Here is a 21,261-nt window from a genome sequence, read left to right as displayed (position 1 = left end):
TACCGTCGGCCTGAGTGGGCTCTGGGTGCGGTACGGGTTGTACGCGGGTACGGCGTCGGCCTGAGTGGGCTCTGGGTGCGGTACGGGTTGTACGCGGGTACGGCGTCGGCCTGAGTGGGCTCTGGGTGCGGTACGGGTTGTACGCGGGTCCGGCGTCGGCCTGAGCGGGCTCTAGGTGCGGTACGGGTTGTACGCGGGGTACGGCGTCGGCTGGTGGCCGTAGCCGTACCCGTATCCGTGCCCGTACACCCCGTGGACCGGCCAGGGCGGGGCCACCACCGGGACCGGCGGGGCGGTGATCCGCGCCGCGTGGTCCAGCGCGGGGCGGGACACCTGCCGGCGCCGCCACAGCTCGCCGAGCAGCTCCTGCTCCCGCACGGCGAAGTCCGCCCGGGCGCCGCCCCGCCGGGCCCGGTGCCGCAGGAACGCCAGGGACGTCGCGTACGCCTCGTACCGGGCCACCTCCCGGGCCGCCGCCCTGCCCGCGTGCCGACGGGCGTACTGGCGGGCGATCCGCCGGGCCCGCATCGAGCCGAGCGCGTACGGCTCGGCCGGGGTCAGCCAGCCGGCCACGGCGTAGGCGGGCAGCTCCGCCCGTACGGTCTTCAGCTCCCGCTGCCGCGTCCAGATCACCAGCCACGTCAGCAGCCCGAAGATGGGCACCATGAACGCCGCGTACACGGCGAAGAACCCGTACTCGCCGAACGCCGACGAGCCGTTCCACATCGCGTGCATGCCCATCGCGAGCAGCAGTCCGGACAGCGGGAAGACGATCCGGCGGATGGGCCGGCGGGCCGCCGAGAGCGCGGAGATGCCGAAGCCGATGCCGGTGAGGACCGTGAACAGCGGATGCGCGAACGGCGACATGATGATGCGCACGAAGAAGGTCGCCGCCGTGACGGAGGCGATGCCGGTGCCGCCGGTGAGCTGGTCGGTGCCGAACGCGGTGCCCAGGTAGAGGATGTTCTCCGTGAAGGCGAAGCCGGTGGCGGTCACACCGGCTACGACGACGCCGTCGACGATGCCGGTGAAGTCGCGGCGCCGGAAGAGGAAGACCAGGAGCACGGCCGCCGCCTTGGCCGACTCCTCGACCACCGGCGCTATCACGGTCGCGCCGAGGGTGTCCGCGCTGGACGGGTCCGCCGTCGCCGTCGCTATCCATCTCGTCGCGAAGCTGTTGGCGACGATCGCTATCAGCGCCGCCGCGCAGGCGCCCCAGGCGAAGCAGAACACCAGGTTCCGCCAAGGGCCGGGTTCGACCCGGTCCAGCCAGCGGAACGCGGCGATCAGCAGGGGCACCGGCAGGACCGCCAGCCCCAGCCCGACCAGGAACCCCTCCGTTCCGGTCTCCTCGCGGACCAGGGCGAGGATGACCAGGCCGGATATCGCGAGGAGCGTGCTCAGCGCGCCGTAGCGCACCCAGGCGCGCTGCCACCAGTGGGCGTGCCGCAGGGAGCCGGCCGTACCTGGGCCGGCGAAGGGGACGCCGTCGGTGGGACCGCTCGGGTACGACGGATGCGGGGGGCTGGTGGCCACGGGATTGACCCTAACGACGGATGGGCGCTGTCCACAGGCGGGAAAGGTGCCAGGGGCGGTCAGGCGCCGGCGGGGGGCTGGTCCACGTGCTGTACGCGGCGGAAGAGGAGGTCGTTCACGACATGTCCCTTGTCCAGTCCCTGGCCCTCGAAACGGGTCAGCGGACGGAAGTCGGGACGCGGCGCGAAACCGCCGTCCGCCTCTGTGTTCTCGAAGTCGGGGTGCGCGGTGAGGACATCGAGCATCTGCTCGGCGTACGGCTCCCAGTCGGTGGCGCAGTGGACCAGCGCGCCGGGCCGGAGCCGGGTGGCGGCGAGGGTGAGGAAGTCCGGCTGGATGATCCTGCGCTTGTGGTGCCGCTTCTTGGGCCAGGGGTCGGGGAAGTAGACGCGGAGGCCGCTGAGGGAGTCCGGGGCGAGCATCTCGCGCAGGAGGATGATCGCGTCGCCGTTGCCGACGCGGATGTTGGACAGGCCGCTGCGGTCGGCGAGGTTCAGCAGGTTGCCCTGGCCGGGGGTGTGGACGTCGACCGCGAGGATGTTCGTGGCGGGGTCGGCGGCGGCCATCTGGGCGGTGGCCTCGCCCATGCCGAAGCCGATCTCCAGGACGACGGGGTTGTCGTTGCCGAACAGCTCGGGCAGGTCGAGGGTCCGGCTGCCGTCGATGTCGAGGCCCCACTTGGGCCACAGGCGCTGCAGCGCGTCCGCCTGACCGGTGGTGACACGGCTGCGCCGGGGCTGGAAACTCCGGATCCGCCGCTCGAAGTGCGAACCGGCGGGGTCGGCCTTCGGCCCGTCGGGGAAGCGCGGCTCTCCCTTGGCCCGGGTAGCCCGGACGGAGACACCCGGGGTGTGCGGGGGCGGGAGCGGGGTTTCGGGGGTGTTCGGGGAGTCAGACACAGTGCTACTGATTTTACGGTGCGGTGCTTCGCCTGATGCCGGGTGTGGGTCGGGGCCGCGCCGGGGGTGTCCGTCCTCGGAACGGCGCAAATGGACCCCTATACCGACTGACTGGCGTCGACGCGCCAACCGCTGCGGGCGGACACCCCCCGACACGTCCCCTCGCGTACGACGGCGGGTGCGGGCCGGCACCCCGCTCCGCCGGGTCGCGGACCCCACCCGCGCCTCAGCGGCAACGCCGAGCAACCGCGAACCTCACAGCGCGCTCAACGCCCTCCGCGCCACCTCCCGGCCGATCGGCAAGGAAGCCGTGGCGGCAGGGGACGGTGCGTTGAGGACATGGACGGTTCTGGCGCCCTCGCGGATCAGGAAGTCGTCGACCAGCGTTCCGTCGCGGAGGACCGCCTGTGCGCGCACACCCGCGGCCGTCGGTACCAGGTCGTCCTCGGACACCCCCGGCAGCAGCCTGCCCACCGCCTGGGTGAACGCCCTCTTGGACAGGGATCGCCGCAGCTCACCCGCCCCGTACCGCCAGTGGCGGCGGGCTATCTGCCAGGAGCCGGGCCAGGTCAGGGTCGAGCCCAGCTCGCGCAGGCTCACCGTGCCCCAGCCGTATCCCTCGCGGGCCAGGGCCGGAACCGCGTTCGGCCCGACATGGACTCCCCCGTCGATGCCCCGGGTGAGATGCACCCCGAGGAACGGGAACGCCGGGTCGGGCACGGGGTAGACCAGGCCGCGCACCAGCTCCGGCCGGGCCAGCTCGTAGTACTCGCCCCGGAACGGCACGATCCGCACGTCCGGGTCGTCCCCGGTGAGCCGGGCGATCTCGTCGCACCGCAGCCCCGCGCAGTTCACCATGACCCGCCCGCGTACGACGTCCCCCGCGGCCGTGAGGACGGCGACCCCCCGCTCGGGGCGCCGGTCGACGCGCACGACCCGGGTGCCGTAGCGGATCTCCGCACCCGAGCCGTGGGCCAGCTGGCGGGCGACCGCGACGAAGTCGCAGATGCCGGTCGTGGCGACGTGTATCGCTGCGAGCCCGCGCACCTCGGGCTCGTACTCCTCGATCTGGGACGCGCCCAGCTCCCGCACCGGGATCCCGTTGTTCCTGCCGCGCTGCACGAGCGCGTGCAGGCGGGGCAGCTCCGTGCGGTCGGTGGCGACGATCAGCTTGCCGGTGACCGCGTGCGGGATGCCGTACTCGGTGCAGAACTTGATCATCTCGGCGGCGCCCCGCACCGCGTAGCGGGCCTTGAGGGAGCCGGGGCGGTAGTAGATCCCGCTGTGGATGACGCCGCTGTTGCGGCCGGTCTGGTGGCGGGCCGGGCCCGGCTCCTTCTCCAGGACGGTGACACGTGTGCCCGGCGCGGCGCGGGTGATCGCGTACGCCGTCGACAGACCGACGATGCCGCCGCCGATCACCAGCACGTCGCAGTCGTACGCCATCCGCACCTGCACCACCTCCCGCTACCGATAGTGCACTGCGCCACTGACAGCACCTTCAAACGCCGGGAAGGCCGTCGCCCTCCAAGCGCGCGGGAAACCCACGGCGGCGAGTGCGCGACCAGCCACGGCCGGCCCCCGGCCACAAGATCACAGCGACCCGGCACACGCTCAGGCGGGAGTCACCAGCAGCGGTCGTGCCCGCTCACGGAGCTCCACCACCCGCGGCTCGTCGCCGTACGGCTCCAGACGGTGCAGGAGGTCCTTGACGTACTCGGTGGTACGGGCCGAGGAGATCCGCCCGGCGACCTCCACCGCCCGCACTCCCTGCTCGCACGCCGCGTCGAGGTTCCCCGACTCCAGTTCGGCGACCGCGGAGACGACCAGACGCAGGCCGTGCGAGCGGACGAACTCCTCCGTGGGCTGCGACAGTGCCTGCTCGGTGAAGCGGCGGACCTGCCGGGGCGCCTTGAGGTCGCGGTAGCACTCGGCGGCGTCGGCGGCGAAACGGTCGTAGGAGTAGAAGCCGAGCCAGCTCGGGTCGTTGTCGCCGGGGCGGGCGCGCTCCAGCCAGCTCTCGGCCGCCTTCAGGGCGCCGCCGGCCGCCTGGGCGTCGTTCGCGCGGGCGTGGGCGCGTGCCTCGACGAGGCGGAAGAAGCTCATGGTGCGGGCCGTCGCCAGACCGCGGTTGCGTTCCAGGGCGGCCTGGGCGAGGTCCACGCCCTCGTCGCCGAAGCCGCGGTAGGTGGCCTGGAGGGACATGGTGGCCAGCACGTAGCCCCCGAGGGGGACGTCCGCCGCCGCGCGGGCCAGGCGCAGGGCCTGGATGTAGTAGCGCTGGGCCGCTTCCTGCTGACCCGTGTCGAAGGCCATCCAGCCCGCCAGGCGGGTGAGTTCGGCGGAGGCGCCGAAGAGGGCCCGGCCGACCTCGTCGGAGTACGAGCCGAGCAGCAGGGGGGCCGCCTCCACCCTTAAGCACTCGGGGACCATCGAGGAACGCCAGTCGCCGCCACCGTACTTGGAGTCCCAGCGCCGTGCGTCCTCGGCGGCCTCCCGCAGCTTCTGCACATCGCTGTGGCCGACTTTGAGCGGTGCGCCGGAGCCCTCACCGGGGCCCACGTCACGCGCGACCGAACTGTCGGCCGGGGTTATCAGCCATCGTGAGGCGGGCGTTGCGTATGCGCTCACCGCGAACGATCCCGCCAGCGACTGCCAGATGCCGCCGGAACCGGCCCGGCGGCCGGCGAGGTCGAGGCGGTACAGGTCGGTCGCGGATCGAACCGCCTGTCCGACGTCCCGCGGGAAGGCGAGGCCGACCTCGGGTGCGGGATCCGCGTCCGCCAGGCCGATCTCGTGCAGCGGCACCGGGCGGCCGAGTTTCTGGCCGATGGCGGCGGCGATGAGGTGCGGGGCGGCACCCTGCGGCACCATGCCCTTCGACACCCAGCGCGCCACCGACGTCTTGTCATAGCGAAGCGTCAGACCACGCTGGGCGCCAAGGTCGTTGACGCGCCGCGCGAGGCCCGCGTTGGAGATTCCCGCGAGGGCGAGAACGGCGCCGAGTTTTTCGTTCGGCCCGCGTTGCTCCCTGGACATGCGCCACCCCTCGACACAGACGGCTGCCGCACTGGCATAACCACGCGGCATTCGTAAACCCAGCGTAGTTCGCCGCATCCCAAGCGTTAAGGGGCATTGTTCCGGTTGGCGGGATTGTGGTCCGTACTGAAGTGCGGTTCAGATACGGGCTGTTGCGACGTGCTCCCACTGTGTGGCCGTGCGCCTGCCCGTGCGCTCTTCTCCGGCCATCGCGGGAGCGGTTCCATGGTCATCGCGTGGGTCGGCCCGCTGTACTGGATCCAGTGGGCTGGGGGACACCGCCGCCTACATCCCCGCGGGCGGCGGAACGGTCCGGGAGGCGTGCTCCGTCTCCCGGACTGCGCGACCGGGTGGCAGGGCGCCGTGCCTGTACGGAGAGTGTTCGAGGCTGCTCGCGTGACACCGATTTGGCCGAAAGTCGCCCCCGCCGGTCGTGGGCTATCAGGGCTCCGACCACGGCAGTTGAGGGCGCGCCGGGCGTGATTGGGGCGCGTTTCGGGGGCGCATTCGCGTCGCAGTACTACTGCAGACATGTCGCTGGCGTGCCTTGATTCTTCGCCGCTTCTTCGTTTTGCTGCGCTTCTCCCGGTGTCTTGTCCGTTTGGTGCGGGTGCCGCTTTCGGCTGATGCGGGTGCCGCGTTCGTCTGGTGCGGGTGCCGCGGTCGTCTTCTTGCGGCGTCTCGTCGGTCGTGTTCTTCGTCCGGCTTTCCGCCCTGATCTTCTTGTGGCGTCCGGGTGTTCGGGGTGTTCGCGACCGTGCGGGTGGCTCCGCCGGGGCGCATTCGGCGGAGCGCAAGCGGCGTCGGCACCCTCTGGAACGCCTCCTTCATGGCAGCATGGTGAACCGGTTCGTACGGTGCACTAGGTTGTCCACAGCCTGTGGAGGCGGCGATGCGGTGGTTGGTGGGATGGAGCAGCACCGCCGCGGGAGCCGTCGCTGCCGGTACGGCGGGGGCCACCGGCACCGAGGGGGAGACCCTGCACCCGGTGGGTTCCCAACTCCTGTGGGGCGACCCCGATCCGCTGTGGGCGGTCGGTGACTGGCGCCCCGACGAAGTGCGGGTCGTGAAGGCCGACGACCGGACCAGGATCGCCGTCCTCGGCATCTGCGGCGCCACCGACGAGCAGCTGCGCGTCGCGCTGTTCGCCGCGCGCGGCGGCGCACTTCGGCACCTGACCGCCTGGCCGGGCAGCTACACCGCGATCGTCCAGGTCGGCAGGCGGATCACCGTCTGCGGTGATCTCGCGGGCGCGCGGCCGGTGTTCCACACGCCCTGGGCCGGCGGTACGGCGTACGCGACCGCCGCGTTGCCGCTGGCCGACCTCATCGAGGCCAACCTCGACTTCGGGCATCTCGCCGCGCTGCTGGCGGCACCAGACGTGCCGGCCGCGCTGCACGACTCCACCCCGTACGACGGCGTGAAGCGCATTCCGCCCGGGCACGCCCTCATCCTGCGCGCCGGGGCGCGCGAGATCGCCGGGTACGAGCCGGTCGCCTCGCTGGCCGTGGCGGCGCCCCCGGCCGACCCCGACAGCGCGGTCGACGCGGTGCGCGACGCGCTCGTGGAGGCCGTGCGGACGCGGCTGTCCGCGCCGCGGCACGTCCCCGGCGCCGACATCGACCCCGGCCCCGTCCCCGGTATGGGGCCCGCCGAGCGGCGTGCCGCGCGCGGGATGCCGGTGCCGGGAATCGGCGCGGACCTGTCCGGCGGGCCCGCCTCCGGGGCACTGGCGCTGCTGGCCGCGGGTCTGCCCGGGATGCCGGGCACGGTGCTGGGGCACGGCACGGGCGCGGGGGAGCGGCTGCTGGCCGTCACGTTCAACGACCTGGCCGTCGGAGGCCGGGAGGCCGAGCTGGAGCGGGCGGGCGCGCTGGCCGCGAACCCGCGGCTGCACCACGTCGTCGTGGCGGGCGACGAGGGGACCCTCCCCTACGCCGACCTGGACGGGCCCCTGACGGACGAACCGGGGCCGTGCCTGGTGTCGGCGGCGCGCCATCGGGCCCGGCTGGCGGCCGGCAGCGCGGACCACTTCACGGGCTATGGCGCCCGCCAGGTCCTGGACGCCCATCCCGCCCGCCTCGCCGACCTGCTGATGGACCGCCGGCGGCGGCATCTCGTACGGCCCGTCGCCGCCCTCGCCAAGGCCGACGGCTCGGTGCTGGTGCCCGCGCGCGTGTACGCGGCGGCGCGGCGGTTGTCCCGCATGCCGTACCGGTCGGGGCTCGAGGCCCTCGCCGAGCGTCTGCTCGATCCCCGCTCCGACGACGGCCTCGACGCGCCCGGCGGTGCGCTGGACGCGTCGCTCGCCGCGCTGACCTGGGGCAGACCCGGGCCGGCGGCGCGCTGGCTGACCGGTGAGGCGCTCGCTGAAGTATCGGTTCGCCTTCAGGCGTCCACCCACCGGTCGGAGCTGGTCGGGCCGGGACAGCGGCCAGGAGACTTCCGCGCGCGTGCGGCGCTGGGACGGCATGCGGCGGACCTGCGGGTGCTGGAACAGGCGGCGGAGGTCCGCTTCCAGCGGCTGCACGCGCCGTTCCTCGACAACCAGGTCGTCCGCGCGGCCCGGGCCCTGCCCGAGGCGCTGCGGGTGCGGCCGGGGGCGCGTGCGGCAATCCTGCGTACGGTGCTGGAAGGGGCCGGGGTCCGCGAACTGCCGCCCGGCTGGGGCGCCCCCACCCAGGCGACGGCGGCGGCCGCGGAACGCACGGGGCTGCGCGTGGCGGCGGACACCCTGGTCGCCCTGTTCGACACCCCGTTGCTGGCGGAGGCGGGTCTGGTCGAGGCCCGCGTGGTCCGCAAGGCGCTGCGCGGCGCGGCCGCGGGCGAACCCCTGCCCCTGGACGGCCTCGCCGACCTGGTCTCCCTGGAGCTGTGGCTGCGCCGCCTCCTCGCCCGCCGCGGCACCTGCTGGACGGGCACACCGGCGCGCCAGCGGGCCGTCCCCGCGGGGATCGCACCGCAGCGGGGGGCGTTGGGGGCGGGTGCCGGTGGGGTGCGGCGGGTGTAGTGCGGGTGCGGATGCCGGTGGGGTGCGGCGGGGTGTAGTGCGGATGCCGGCGGGGTGCGGCGGGTGTAGTGCTGGTGCGGATGCCCGCGCACACACCCCAGAGCAACGCCCCGCGCCGAAAACCCCCCGCCCTTCACCACCACCCCGGCGACAATGACCCCGTGCGGTACAGAATCCTGGGCGTCACCACGGCAGAGGACGAGCACGGCTCGGTCGTACCCATCGGCGGCCCCCGCCTCCGCGCCCTGCTCACCGCCCTCGCCCTGCGCCCCTCCCGCGTCGTCACCCCCCAGACGCTGATCGACGAGGTCTGGGCGGACGACCCGCCCCAGGACGCCCCCGCCGCCCTCCAGGCCCTCGTCGGCCGTCTCCGCAGGGCCCTCGGCAAGGACGCCGTCACCTCCGAGACGGGCGGCTACCGACTCGCGGCCGGCAAGGACGACATCGACCTCTTCGTCTTCGAACGGCTCGTCCAGCAGGGCATCGACGCCCTGACCGGCAACGATCCCGCCGGAGCGGAACGGCACCTCGATGCCGCCCTCGCCCTCTGGCACGGCCCCGCCCTCGCCGACCTCCCCGACCGCTCCGCCGCCACCCGCCCGGAGGCCGGGCGCCTGGAGGCGACCCGCGCCAGGGCGGAGGCCCGGCTACGGCTGGGACGCGGGCCGGACGTCATACCCGAACTGCGCGAACTGACCGCCGTCCACCCCTACGACGAGCCGCTGCACGCCCTCCTCATCCGCGCCCTGCGCGACACCGGACGTGAGGCCGACGCCCTCGTCGCGTACGAGACCGCCCGCCGTGCCCTGGCCGAAGGCCTCGGCACCGACCCCGGGCCGCAGTTGCGCGCCCTCCACGCCGGCCTGCTCGACTCCGCCCCGAAGGACGGGAAGCGCCCGCCCGCGACGCCGGAGCGCGAGCACACCCGACCGGGGGCCATCCGCCCGCGTCTGACCTCTTTCGTCGGCCGGGAACCCGAGATCGACGCCATCCGTTCCGACCTGCACAGGGCCCGGCTCGTCACCCTCACCGGACCGGGCGGCTCGGGCAAGACCCGTCTCGCTGAGGAGGCCGCCGCCGGGCTCCCGCAGGCATGGCTGGCCGAGCTCGCCCCGCTCGACCGGCCCGAGGCGGTGCCGGGAGCGGTGGTCAGTGCGCTCGGTCTGCGCGAGACCGTGCTGATGACCAGCGAGCTCACGGCTGTGCAGGACGACCCGGTCGGGCTGCTCGTGGAGTTCTGCGCGCGGCGCGACCTCCTGCTGATCCTTGACAACTGCGAACATGTCATCGGCGCCGCCGCCCACCTCGCGGAGACCCTGCTGACCCGCTGCCCGGGCCTCACGATCCTGGCCACCAGCCGGGAACCACTGGGTGTCCCGGGCGAGTCGGTCCGCCCGGTCGAGCCCCTGCGCCCCCACCACGCCCGCCGGCTGTTCGCGGAGCGAGCCACCGCCGTCCGGCCCGACGCGCAGACCGTGCTCCGCGACGAGCAGGCGGTGGCGGAGATCTGCCGGCGGCTGGACGGGCTGCCGCTCGCCATCGAACTGGCGGCGGCGCGGCTCCGGCTGCTCACGCCCCGGCAGATCGCCGACCGCCTCGACGACCGCTTCCGCCTCCTCACCTCCGGAAGTCGCACGGTCCTGCCCCGCCAGCAGACCCTGCGTGCCGTCGTCGACTGGTCGTGGGATCTCCTCGACGACGCCGAGCGGACGATGCTGCGCGAGGTGTCCGTGTTCGCGGGCGGCTGGGACCTCACGGCAGCCGAGGCCGTGTGCTCCGGGCCGGCCGCCGAGCTGATCGGGGCCCTCGTCGACAAGTCCCTCGTCGTGGCGGCACCCGGCGCGGACGACGGCTCCTCCGGCATGCGGTACCGAATGCTGGAGACCATCCACGAGTACGCCGTCGAGCGCGCCGCCGACACCCCGCGGCTGCGCACCACCGCCGAGCTCCGGCACCGCGCCTGGGCACGTGCGCTCGCCGAGCGGGCCGATCCGCAGCTGCGCTCCGCCGGGCAACTGCCGTGGATCGCCCGTCTGGAGACCGAGCTGGACAACATCCGCGCGGCCCTCGACCGGGCCCTGGACGCCCGGGACGAGGCGGAGGCCGCCGCTCTCGCCCTGGCCATGGGCTGGTTCTGGTGGCTGCGCAACTACCGGCACGAGGGTATGGAGTGGCTCGAGCGGACACTGAGCCTCGGTGCGGCCCTGGACGTGGCGAGCCGTGTACCGCCCGGCGGCGTGCCGGAGCCCAGCCATGTCGACCACTTCCTCACCGCGCCGGACGGAGAGGCGGGGCATCCGCTGCACGCCCTGCGGATGGATGTGCGCCTGCTGCATCTGTTCTTCATGACCGAAGTCGCGCCCATGGAGACGTTCGCCGCCGAGCGGCTGCCCTACATGGAGCGGGTGTGGGCCCACTACAGGGAAGGCGGCCCGCGATCGGCCCGTATCCCGGGGCTCGTCTGCCCGATCCTCTCCTCCTTCCTGGGCGACCCGAGCGAGGTGCGGACCGTCCTGGACGCCGCCGTCGCCACTTGCCGTGCGTACGGCGGCGACTGGGAGATCTCCGTCGCCCTGATGTTCCGCGCGCACACGGTCGTCGACGGACCCGGCGGCCTGGAGGGCCTCGACGACGACCTCGCCGAACTGCGGGTCCTCAGCCGCCGCGCGGGCGACCGCTGGCTGCGCGCCCAGGTGTGCAGCGCGGTGGGCGAGGCCGCCATGGTGCGCGGCCGTTTCGAGGAGGCCAAGGGGGAGTACGAGGAGGCGCTGCGGCTCGCCTACGAGGTGGGCGCCTACGCCGAGTCGCCGTTCCTCATCGCCCGGCTCGCCGAGATCGCCTACCGTGCGGGCGACCGGGTGTCCGCACTGTCCTCGCTGGACGAGGCCACCGCCGCCGCCGAACGGTACGGAGTGCGGGACTCCAAGGCGTACGTCCTGCTGATGCGCACCCAGCTGGCCCTCGAGGACGGGCAGATCACCCGGGCGCGAGCGTGGTGCGAGGAGGCCCGCGCCAACACCGCCCCCGGTACCCCGCCACCCCAGTTCATGGTGATGCTGCTCCTGCTCGACGCCGTGATCAGCGCGCAGGAGTCCGGCCCGCGGTCCGCTCTGGCCAAGGTCACCGCCGCCTTCCGCGACGCCGTGGACAAGCGGTGCTCGGACGTGGTGCGGGCCACGGTCGTGGACGGCGCGGCGAAACTGCTGGCCGATCTCGGCGACTTCCCGCGTGCGGCCCGGCTGCTCGCTGCCGGCGACCACTGGCGGTCGGGCCGCCCGCGCTCCATTCCGGAGCGCGCCCCGGCGGAACGCGCCGAGGCCGCCGCGCGTGCCGCTCTGGGGAGCGCCCGGTGCGAGGCGGAGCGTGCCCGGGGCACGGTTCTCACCGCGGACGACGTCCTGCGCGAACTGGAGGAGGCGTGCCGCACGCACGCCGCCGACCGGGTGCCGTGAGCCGTCCTACTGTCGTCCGTAGCGATAGCCGTAGCCGTAGCCGTAGCCGTAGCCGTAGCGGTAGCCGTGGCCGTGGCCCTGGCCGTAGCCGTAGCCGTGGCCGTACCGTCAGCCGCAGGTGAACCGGGACTCCGCCCAGTCCACCGGCATCAGGTCGGCGAGGGCGCTGCGCGGCTCCACCACCAGCCGGACCGTACTGCGGCCGGTGAGGTTCACATGGACGGGCACGGCCGGATCACCGCCCTCGACCAGCGGGGACCGCCACAGCCGGACCCCGTCGGCGTAGACGGAGAAGTGCACCTTGCCGAGCCTCAACGTCATGTCGTCCACTCCCACGAGCGCGTCATAGGACGAGCAGGCGCGGTTGAGGTCGATGGTGACGGACGAACGGCCGTGCACGGTGACGCCGTGGGCGTGGCGCCGGCCGCCGACCGACAGGCCGGACCGCTGCCAGACCCAGCTGCTCGAACCGATCCGCATCTCGGGCTTAGCGCCGTCGCCGTTGATGTCGTACGACAGTTCGCTCCACTGGTAGACGACCGGGGCGGGCGGGGGTGGCGGAGGCTGCGGGGGAGTGGGCGTCGGTGTGGGTGCAGGGGGCGGAGTGGGCTTCGGAGGTGCGGGCGGTGGAGCGGGCGCCCGGGTCGGCGGAGGGGCGGCTTCCGGGTCCGGACTAGGGCTGGTCGTGGGGCTCGGTGCCGGTGCGGGCGGCTCGGCGCGCGCGGGCATGATCCCCGGCGGCCGCGGCCCCGGGCCGGGCCGTGAGGAGGAGGGCGAAGGCGAGGGCGCGGGTGTGGGCTCGCCCGGGCGCACCACCGAGGAAGGCGGAGGGGGTGAGGGGTCGGCCTTGGCCTCTGCCTTCGGTTTCTCGTTGCCGGTCAGTGCCATCACGACTGCCGCCACCACACCCACGGCGACCACACCCGCCGCGATCCCGGCCTTCACCGGTGCGCCGACCCCCTCGGAGACCGCCGCACCACCCCCGCCACCGGCCGAGCCCCCACTCGCCGCACCAGCCCCACCGGCCGAGCCCCCACCCGCCGCACCAGCCCCGCCGGCCGAACCGCCGCCGGTTGCGGCTGCCCCGCCGGCCGAACCGCCGCCGGTTGCGGCTGCCCCGCCGGCCGAACCGCCGCCAATTGCGGCTGCCCCGCCGGCCGAACCACCCGCCGCCGCTGCCGCCCCCGCCGCGCCGGCCGCTCCAGCACCCCCGGCGATGAGCCCGGCGGCCTTCGCGTAACCGGCGGCCCCGAACCAGCCGATGACGGCGACCGGCACGACGGCCGGGATACCGCCCGCCACTTCCTCGATCTGCAGCGCGGCCAGCCGGCACTTCGCGCAATCTTCCAGGTGCTTGCGCAGCCCCCGCTCGGCACGGGTGCGCAACCGTCCGCGGGCGTAGGTGCCCAGCTGGTCGGCGTAGCGTGCGCAGTCCTCGTCGCCGGTGAGCGTGGCGCTGACGTGGGCCTGGAGGTAGGCCTGCTTGAGACCCTCGCGGGCCCGGCTGGCGAGTACCCGGGTGCCGTTGGCGTCCAGCCCGAACAGCGTGGCGACCTCGCTGGGGGACTCGTCCTCGATCTCGGTGTGCCACAGCACGGCCTGCCAGCGCTCCGGCAGCGACCGGAAGGCCCGCATGGCCATGGACTGCTCGGCCTCGTGCATGGCCCGTACGTCCGCGCCCAGTTCGAGCGTGTCGTCGCCGGACACGTCGGGCCCGTGCGCGGACTGGGCGGCGAACACCGCGAAGTCGTCGACGAGCTGCTCGCGCCGTGCCGACCTCGTCCAGGAGGCGGCGACGCGCCGGACGGAGGTGAGCAGGTAGGCGCGTACGGCGTGCGTGGGGCCCGCGCCGCCGCGTACCGCCTGGAGCATGCGGGCGAAGACCTCGGCGGTCAGGTCCTCCGCGGTGTGGGCGTCGCGGCAGCAGGTGCGGGCGTACCGGCGCACGGCTTGCGCATGGCGCCGGTACAGCTCCTCGTACGCCGTGTCGTCGCCCGCGCGCATCCGGTCGATGATGCCGGCGTCGGACGGTGGCATCTCGCGCGGCGGCAGGGCGCCGTCCTCGCGCCTGTCGCGCTGGGCGGGGACCGAGCCGTCGGCAGGGTGCCCGGCGGGCGGCACGCTCGCGCGTCCGCCCTGACTCGCCACCTTCGGCGGGACCGGACCGCCGGCCGTGGCGTCGCCGTGCCCACTACCGCTCGACTCGTCCCGCCCGTCAACGCTCATCGCGGAAAGCCCCCGGCAGCCGCCCAAACCGTCCAGACCACCGGGTCAGCGTGCCATATGGGCTTATGGTCGGAAGCCCGAAGTTCGGACCATCACTCATCCGTGGGGATTTATCGCACGGAAGTACTGGCCGTCACTCATTCGGGGAAGGCTCTCCCTCTTCTCTCCGGCCTCTCTCCGGCTCGTCTCCGGTTCGCTCCGGGCCCGGACGTGCCGCCCGAGCCCGGAAGCTCCACCCGACCCGGGCCTGTTCGCCCGGGGCCCGGTGGATCAGGCCGGTCGCGAACGCAGGCCCTCCAGCAGGATGTCCAGCAGCCGGGCCGACGCGGCCGCCTGCTGTGCGGCGTCCGGCAGTGAGGGCGCGGCCGTGGCGATCACCAGCAGCACGTCCGACACCGACACGTCCGCCCGCAGCTCACCGGCCGCACGCGCCCGGTCCACGAGCCGGCCCACGACCTCGAGCAGCGCCGTCGTCCCGGCGTCGTCCTCGGCCGCTACCGCCGGCACCGAAGCGACCGCGACGGGCTGGTCAGGCACCAGTCGCAGCTCTGTCGTGCCCGGCTGGGTCCGCTGCTGCGGCACCCGCGGGCCACCGGCACCGTCCTCGACGGAGACCCGCAGCACCTGCGGCGGCAGCAGCCGCCCCGCGCCGGAGGCCACCGACGTCCGCAGGAAGCGCGACAGCGCCGACCACGGTTCGTCCTCCTGCCCGAGCGCCGCACGCGCCTGGTCGGTCAGCCGGGAGGTCTCCTCCTCGGCGATCCGACGCACCAGGACGTCCTTGCTCGGGAACCGCCGGTACACCGTGCCCACACCGACCCGCGCGCGCCGCGCCACGTCCTCCATCGGCGCGCCGTACCCCAGCTCGCCGAAGACCTCGCGCGCCGCCCGCAGTACGTGCTCCAGATTGCGCTGTGCATCCACACGCAGCGGCGTCGTCCGCGACGCGTCGCGTCCGCTGCCCGCCGCGCTCATCGTCATACCGCCCGCCGCGACTGCGGACGCGGGCGACCAATGAGAGTCCTGAACATGCATAAGTATTCCCCCGGTAATGACGTCTCCCCCCGGAGACTCCCCGCCATACGATGCCGGGACGTGGGAACCGGCCCGTTCCGCGGCCCGCCCGTCGCGAACCCCGGTGAGCGCATCCCCCTACACCCCGTCGACACACGAACATAGTTGAGAGGGAGTCAATTCAGAAGGGGCACGTTCCGCACAGAGCGCCCACCGATCGGAGTACGGGCCGCATTCGTCCCGAATGTGCCCCCGCGCGCCCCCTGCACCACCCCTGCTGACCTGCGTGAACGCGCCGCAGGTCGCTAATCCGGCCAACTCCGCGCGCTCTCCCGCTCCGGTCACACAATTCGTCGGGGCTGTGGACAAACGCAAGCGACGGGTGCGTCATGGGATGGTGAAGGAACGTGCGCGCATTCTCGTTGTCGGTGGCGGCTACGTCGGGATGTACACGGCCCTGCGCCTGCAGCGCAGACTGAAACGGGAACTGGACCGGGGCGAGGTGGAGATCACCGTCGTCACCCCCGACCCGTACATGACCTACCAGCCGTTCCTCCCCGAGGCCGCCGCGGGCGCCATCTCTCCCCGCCACGTCGTCGTACCGCTGCGCCGCGTCCTGGACCGGTGCCGGGTCCTGATCGGCGAGGCCACAGCCGTCGACCACGCCAAACGCACCGCCGCCGTCACCACCCTCGCCACCGAGGAGGAGGGCACGGGCGCACAGCGACTCTCCTACGACCAACTCGTCCTCGCGCCCGGCTCCGTCTCGCGCACCCTGCCGATCCCCGGCCTCGCCGACCACGGCATCGGCTTCAAGACCGTCGAGGAGGCCATCGGCCTGCGCAACCACGTCATCGAGCAGATGGACATCGCCTCCTCCACCCGCGACCCCGCCATCCGCGACGCGGCCCTCACCTTCGTCTTCGTCGGCGGCGGCTTCGCGGGCGTGGAGGCGCTCGGCGAACTGGAGGACATGGCCCGCTACGCCGCGCGCTACTACCACAACGTCCAGCCCGAGGACATGAAGTGGATCCTCGTCGAGGCCTCGGACCGCATCCTGCCCGAGGTCGGCGAGGAGATGGGCCGCTACACCGTCACCGAGCTGCGCCGCCGCAACATCGACGTCCGCCTGGAGACCCGCCTCGAGTCCTGCGCCGACCGGGTCGCCGTCCTCAGCGACGGTGCCCGCTTCCCCACCCGTACGGTCGTCTGGACGGCCGGCGTGAAACCCCACCCGGTGCTCGCCGCCTCCGACCTGCCCCGCAACGGCCGCGGACGACTGAAGTGCACGCCGGAACTCTCGGTCGACGGCACCACGCACGCGTGGGCCGCGGGAGACGCCGCCGCCGTCCCCGACGTCACCGCCGCGGAACCGGGCCGCGAGTGCGCCCCCAACGCCCAGCACGCGGTCCGCCAGGCCAAGGTCCTCGCGGACAACATCGTGCACTCCCTGCGCGGCGAACCCCTGGAGACGTACGAACACGCCTACGCCGGCTCGGTCGCCTCACTGGGCCTGCACAAGGGCGTCGCCCACGTCTACGGACGCAAGCTCAAGGGCTACCCCGCGTGGTTCATGCACCGCGCCTACCACCTCAGCCGCGTGCCCACCTTCAACCGCAAGGCGCGGGTACTGGCCGAATGGACGCTGGCCGGCCTGTTCAAACGGGAGATCGTCTCCCTGGGTTCACTCGAACACCCCCGGGCGGAGTTCGAACTCGCGGCCGGTGGAAAGCCTTCTCAAGACCCCCCGCACAACCCGAAGGGGTCGTCCTGACCGGACCCAGGAACTCCAGCGGCCGGCCCGGCGTCTGACGGATGTCGGTCCGGTCCGCGCCCTGCCAGACTGGTCCACCACCGCGGGTACGCCACCACTCGCCCCGGTGCGGGCCCTTCGGGGCCCCGGCCGGTTCCGGTGCCGGCCGCCGACCACTACACGAGGCAAGGATTCGTGAACTTCACGCGCTGGAGCGCCCGGCTCCCCGGAACGCAGCGCCGCGCCGCAGCGCGGACCGAGCAGACGGCCTCGGACCGGCGGGGGGAAGGCTCCGTACCCGCCGCCCGCGCCGAACAACTGACCGACGAAGCACCGTCCGTTCCCGCCGTCGACGAACTGCGGGTGCGTGAGGTCCTCGACCGCGTCCCGTCCCTCGTCGCCCTGGTCCACGGCCCCGACCACCGCATCGCCTACGTCAACGACGCCTACACGACCGCCTTCGGCGTCCGCCCCCTGGGCGAACGCGCCCGCGAGGCCCTCCCCGAGCTGGACGCCCTCGGTCTGTTCCCCCTCCTGGACCAGGTCCAGCGCAGTGGCAAACCGCGCACGGTCAAGTCCCGCAAGGCCCCCGACGGCCACTCCTACAGCTTCACGTGCACCCCGGTCACCCAGGGCGACGGCAAGGGCGGCAGCGAGGGCCGCGGCGTCCTCGTCTTCGCCACCGACGTCACCGACCACGCCGAAGCCGCCGAGCGCCTGCGCGCCAGCGAACGCCGCCAGCGTGAAACGGCGGTCACCCTCCAGCGCTCACTGCTCCCGCAGGAACTCGAACAGCCCGACGACCTGCGTATCGCCGCCACCTACCACCCCGGCGGCACGGAAGCCGCGGTCGGCGGCGACTGGTACGACGTCATCACCCTGGGCGGCGGCCGCACGGCCCTGGTCATCGGCGACGTCATGGGCCGGGGCGTCCGCGCGGCCGCCGTCATGGGCCAGCTCCGCACGGCGGTCCGCGCGTACGCCCGCCTAGACCTCCCCCCGCACGAGATCCTCCAGCTCCTGGACGGCCTGGCGGCCGAGATCGACGCCAACCAGATCGCCACGTGCGCGTACGCCATCCACGACCCGAACGAGGGCAAGCTGATCTACTCCTCGGCGGGCCACCTCCCGATCCTCGTCCGCGACGAGAACGGCACGGTCCTGCGCGCCGAGGAACCCACCGGCCCCCCGCTCGGCACCGGCGGCTGGATGCACGCCTCGGGCTCGATCCCCCTCGCCCCCGGCTCCACGGCCGTCCTCTACACGGACGGCCTGGTCGAGCGGCGCGACGCGGACCTGGACGAGGGCATCGCCGCCCTGGAACGCGCCCTGGCCGGCGCCACCGGCACACCCCAGGTCGTCTGCGACCGCCTGGTCCGCTCCGCGGGAGTGACCCCCGACCACGACGACGACGTGGCCGTCCTGGTCCTCCAGCACCCGGCCCGGACGGGCCCGGACAGCGAGCTCTTCCGCAACGCCGCCCTGGAACTCCTGGGCGGAGTGGAAGCGGCCCCCCGCGCGCGTGCCTTCGCCTCCGGCGTCCTGACCAGCTGGCGTTTCCCTGCCGACCTGCACGACCTGGGCGTCCTGGCCACCAGCGAACTGGTCGCCAACTCCCTCCAGCACGGCACCCCGCCGATGAAACTGCGCCTGCGCCGCACGGACAGACGCCTGATCATCGAGGTCACCGACGGCGACGACCACCTCCCCAGACGCCGCCGCGCGGAACCGGGCGACGAATCGGGCCGGGGCATCGCCATCGTCGCCACGATCGCGTCGAACTGGGGCTCCCGCCGCACACCCGGCGGCGGCAAGGCGGTCTGGTGCGAGTTCGCCCTGCCCCGCACCCAGAGCACCTGAGGCATGGCCAGACGCCAGGCCCTCGTCGGGAGCCGGGATCAGACGTCCGCGGAAACGGGCGCCCCACCCCGCGCCACGACCCGGCTCTTCGCGAGCCACGGCTGATCCTGCACATCGGTCAGCTGCCGCCCCAACCGCACGGCCAGGACGGTGATCCCCAGGGAGAACACCAGGAACGCCACGATGTACGGCGCGTGCAGCGAGGCCCCCAGCGGCCCGCCCACCGCCGGCCCGACGGCCAGCGCCAGCTGCTTGACCAGGGCGAAAGCCGAGTTGTACTGCCCGGCCATGCCCTCCGGCGCGAGATCCGCGACCAGCGGGGCCACGGTCGGCGACAGCATCGCCTCACCCAGCCCGAACAGTGCGTACGTCGAGACGAACGCGGCCGTCGCCATCTCCTGGCTCCCGTGCCCGAGCCCCGCGTACCCGGCGACGAGCCACGCCACGGCCCAGATCAGCCCGACAGCGGCGATGACCCGCGACCGCCGGCGCCGCTCCACGAACCGCAGCACGGCGAACTGCGCGACGACGATCATCAGCGTGTTGGCGGCGAGCGCGGTCCCGAGCGCGGACGTCGATATCCCGGCCGCCTCGACCCCGTAAGCGCTCAGTCCCGACTCGAACTGCCCGTAGCAGGCGAAGAACAGCACGAAGCCCAGCACACAGAGCTGCACCATGGCCCGGTTGCCCAGCAACTGCTTCCAGCTGCTCCGTCCCGCGGCCGTGGGCGCGTCCCCGATCCGAGGCGCGTGCGGCATCCGCACCGTCACCATCACCACGACCAGCAGCAGGAACATCGCCGCCTCGATCGCGAAGAGCAGCGTGAAGGAGGCCGCGCTGGAGGTGTCGACGAGGTGACCGCCGATGAGGCCGCCGACACCGAGCCCGAGGTTCTGCAGGAAGAACTGCATGGCGAAGGCACGCGAGCGCGTCTCCGCCGACGAGCAGTCGACGATCATCGTCGCGAGCGCCGGCTGCATCACGGCCTGCCCGGCCCCCAGCAGGGAGGCCGAGACCAGCACAGCAGCAGCACTGCTCGCGATCCCCAGACTGAGCGCACCCAGAGCGGCGGTGACCAGGGCGACGAGCAGCACCGGCAGCGGGCCGCGCCGGACGATGGCCCGCCCGGCGAACGGCAGCACGACCAGCGCGGCCACAGCGAAGACGGCGAGTACGAGACCCGCCGTCATGGCCCCCAGCCCTCGCACCTGCGCCACGTAGACGTACAGGTACGGGACCGTGAAGCCGAGCCCGAACGCGCTGAGTGCGTTACCCACGTGAATCCGGCGCATCGCTGCGCCCATCGCCCTGGTCACGTTCACCTCTCTCACAAGTTAGGAGTGAAGACTTCGAAACTAAAGTTCGAAGCTAAAGAGTACATACCCAAGGACTTCAAGGCAAAGAACGGTCGTGCGATACTGCGCACATGGGCGACACCCCCGGCCCCAGCGAGCCGACCCTCGAAGAGCAGATCGCCGCGTACCAGCGCGAGTTCCAGGACCTCGACCCCCAGGTCGAGCAGATCGTCTCGGCCCTCTCCCGCCTGAACCGCCGTATGAACGTCGCCTACGGCCGTCAGACCTCGACCCTCGGCATCAGCAACACGGAGTGGGAGGTCCTCAAGGCCCTCGTCCTCTCCGGAGCCCCCTACCGCCTGGGCCCCAGTGACCTCGCCAAGCGCCTCGGCCTCACCCCGGCCGCGATGACCCACCGGATCGACCGCATGGTCGCCGAATCTCTGGTGACCCGTGAGCGAGACGAGTCCAACCGCGTACGAGTCATCGTGGAGCTGACATCCGAGGGGCGAGAGAAGTGGCTGGAGGCAATGCGCCTGGCGACGGTCTTCGAGGAGGACCTGCTCCAGGACCTGTCACCCGACGAGCGCACGGCGCTGGGCGAAGTGCTCACGCGCCTGCTGCGCCGGGTCGAGCACGCACAGCCGGACGCCGGCGGACGCCTCACCGACCTGGACTGACACCGGGGCCGAAAAGATCTTGACAGGGGTCACTTGACACCCCCCTGGCAGATCCGTAAAGTTCTTCGGGTTGCCACGGAGCCGTAACGGTTCTTCGGCGGCACTTCCGCCGCAGCAGCGGCATCCCAACCACAGCTCGACATCCCGACGGGGTTGATTTCGGCACGCCCGAATTCAATTCGAATTGGGACTCGACGACCTGATCGACTCCCACGGCGTCGATTTGGGAATCGCCGAGAGGACGCGCTAAGGTTGGACACGTCGGAACGGCCCAACAGCCGCAAAGACAAACCCCGCTGACCGGGGATCGGGCCCGAAAGGATCTGATAGAGTCGGAACCGTCGGAAAGGGAAACGCGGAAGCGGGAACCTGGAAAGCACCGAGGAAATCGGATCGGAAAGATCTGATAGAGTCGGAAACGCAAGACCGAAGGGAAGCGCCCGGAGGAAAGCCCGAGAGGGTGAGTACAAAGGAAGCGACCGTTCCTTGAGAACTCA

Annotated in this window: 12 protein-coding genes; 5 read left to right on the top strand and 7 right to left on the bottom strand. The window is 72.8% G+C overall.

Translation table 11 applies throughout. The features are described from left to right. Window positions 1–171: 171 nt before the first annotated feature. From ACFY5B_RS39065 to ACFY5B_RS39050, 4 genes are all read right to left on the bottom strand, one after another. Window positions 172–1,536, bottom strand: a complete 1,365-nt coding sequence (locus ACFY5B_RS39065; protein WP_389979902.1) for a PrsW family intramembrane metalloprotease — start codon at window positions 1,534–1,536, stop codon at window positions 172–174. 59 nt (window positions 1,537–1,595) lie between these two features. Continuing rightward, entirely contained in the window at window positions 1,596–2,435 is an 840-nt protein-coding gene (gene trmB / locus ACFY5B_RS39060) for a tRNA (guanosine(46)-N7)-methyltransferase TrmB (protein WP_389979899.1), read from the bottom strand. Between the two features lie 255 nt (window positions 2,436–2,690). Continuing rightward, window positions 2,691–3,881 (bottom strand): L-2-hydroxyglutarate oxidase, encoded by a 1,191-nt coding sequence (gene lhgO / locus ACFY5B_RS39055; RefSeq protein ID WP_389979896.1) that lies wholly within the window; start codon window positions 3,879–3,881, stop codon window positions 2,691–2,693. A 168-nt stretch (window positions 3,882–4,049) separates the two neighbouring features. Next, window positions 4,050–5,474, bottom strand: coding sequence for an MFS transporter (locus tag ACFY5B_RS39050; RefSeq protein ID WP_389979893.1), 1,425 nt, complete (start codon window positions 5,472–5,474; stop codon window positions 4,050–4,052). A gap of 892 nt (window positions 5,475–6,366) precedes the next feature. Here ACFY5B_RS39050 and ACFY5B_RS39045 point away from each other — a divergent pair. Next, the gene (locus ACFY5B_RS39045) at window positions 6,367–8,484 is read left to right on the top strand and encodes an asparagine synthase-related protein (protein ID WP_389979890.1); all 2,118 of its coding nucleotides are present in this window, start codon (window positions 6,367–6,369) and stop codon (window positions 8,482–8,484) included. Between the two features lie 161 nt (window positions 8,485–8,645). Then, window positions 8,646–11,936 (top strand): BTAD domain-containing putative transcriptional regulator, encoded by a 3,291-nt coding sequence (locus ACFY5B_RS39040; protein WP_389979887.1) that lies wholly within the window; start codon window positions 8,646–8,648, stop codon window positions 11,934–11,936. A gap of 108 nt (window positions 11,937–12,044) precedes the next feature. On the opposite strand, the gene ACFY5B_RS39035 is transcribed toward ACFY5B_RS39040, so the two are convergent. Then, window positions 12,045–14,162: a sigma-70 family RNA polymerase sigma factor gene (locus ACFY5B_RS39035; RefSeq protein ID WP_389979884.1), complete on the bottom strand. Its 2,118-nt coding sequence runs from the start codon at window positions 14,160–14,162 to the stop codon at window positions 12,045–12,047. A gap of 270 nt (window positions 14,163–14,432) precedes the next feature. Further along, the gene (locus tag ACFY5B_RS39030; protein WP_389979881.1) at window positions 14,433–15,197 is read right to left on the bottom strand and encodes a TetR/AcrR family transcriptional regulator; all 765 of its coding nucleotides are present in this window, start codon (window positions 15,195–15,197) and stop codon (window positions 14,433–14,435) included. A 373-nt stretch (window positions 15,198–15,570) separates the two neighbouring features. Between ACFY5B_RS39030 and ACFY5B_RS39025 the strand changes: the two genes are divergently transcribed. Then, window positions 15,571–16,950: an NAD(P)/FAD-dependent oxidoreductase gene (locus ACFY5B_RS39025; RefSeq protein WP_389979878.1), complete on the top strand. Its 1,380-nt coding sequence runs from the start codon at window positions 15,571–15,573 to the stop codon at window positions 16,948–16,950. 174 nt (window positions 16,951–17,124) lie between these two features. After that, window positions 17,125–18,789: a SpoIIE family protein phosphatase gene (locus ACFY5B_RS39020; RefSeq protein WP_389979875.1), complete on the top strand. Its 1,665-nt coding sequence runs from the start codon at window positions 17,125–17,127 to the stop codon at window positions 18,787–18,789. 38 nt (window positions 18,790–18,827) lie between these two features. Here ACFY5B_RS39020 and ACFY5B_RS39015 read toward each other — a convergent pair whose 3' ends face one another. Further along, complete coding sequence (locus ACFY5B_RS39015) at window positions 18,828–20,093, bottom strand: MFS transporter (RefSeq protein ID WP_389979929.1); 1,266 nt, start codon at window positions 20,091–20,093, stop codon at window positions 18,828–18,830. Between the two features lie 122 nt (window positions 20,094–20,215). On the opposite strand from ACFY5B_RS39015, the gene ACFY5B_RS39010 reads away from it, so the two are divergent. Beyond that, complete coding sequence (locus ACFY5B_RS39010; RefSeq protein WP_104778914.1) at window positions 20,216–20,764, top strand: MarR family winged helix-turn-helix transcriptional regulator; 549 nt, start codon at window positions 20,216–20,218, stop codon at window positions 20,762–20,764. Window positions 20,765–21,261: the final 497 nt, after the last annotated feature.

The organism is Streptomyces sp. NPDC013187 (assembly GCF_042899705.1).
GTDB classification, from domain to species: Bacteria; Actinomycetota; Actinomycetes; order Streptomycetales; family Streptomycetaceae; genus Streptomyces; species Streptomyces hawaiiensis_A.
The sequence above is the reverse complement of the archived record's forward strand: the minus strand, read 5'-3'. Positions and strand labels throughout refer to the sequence as shown.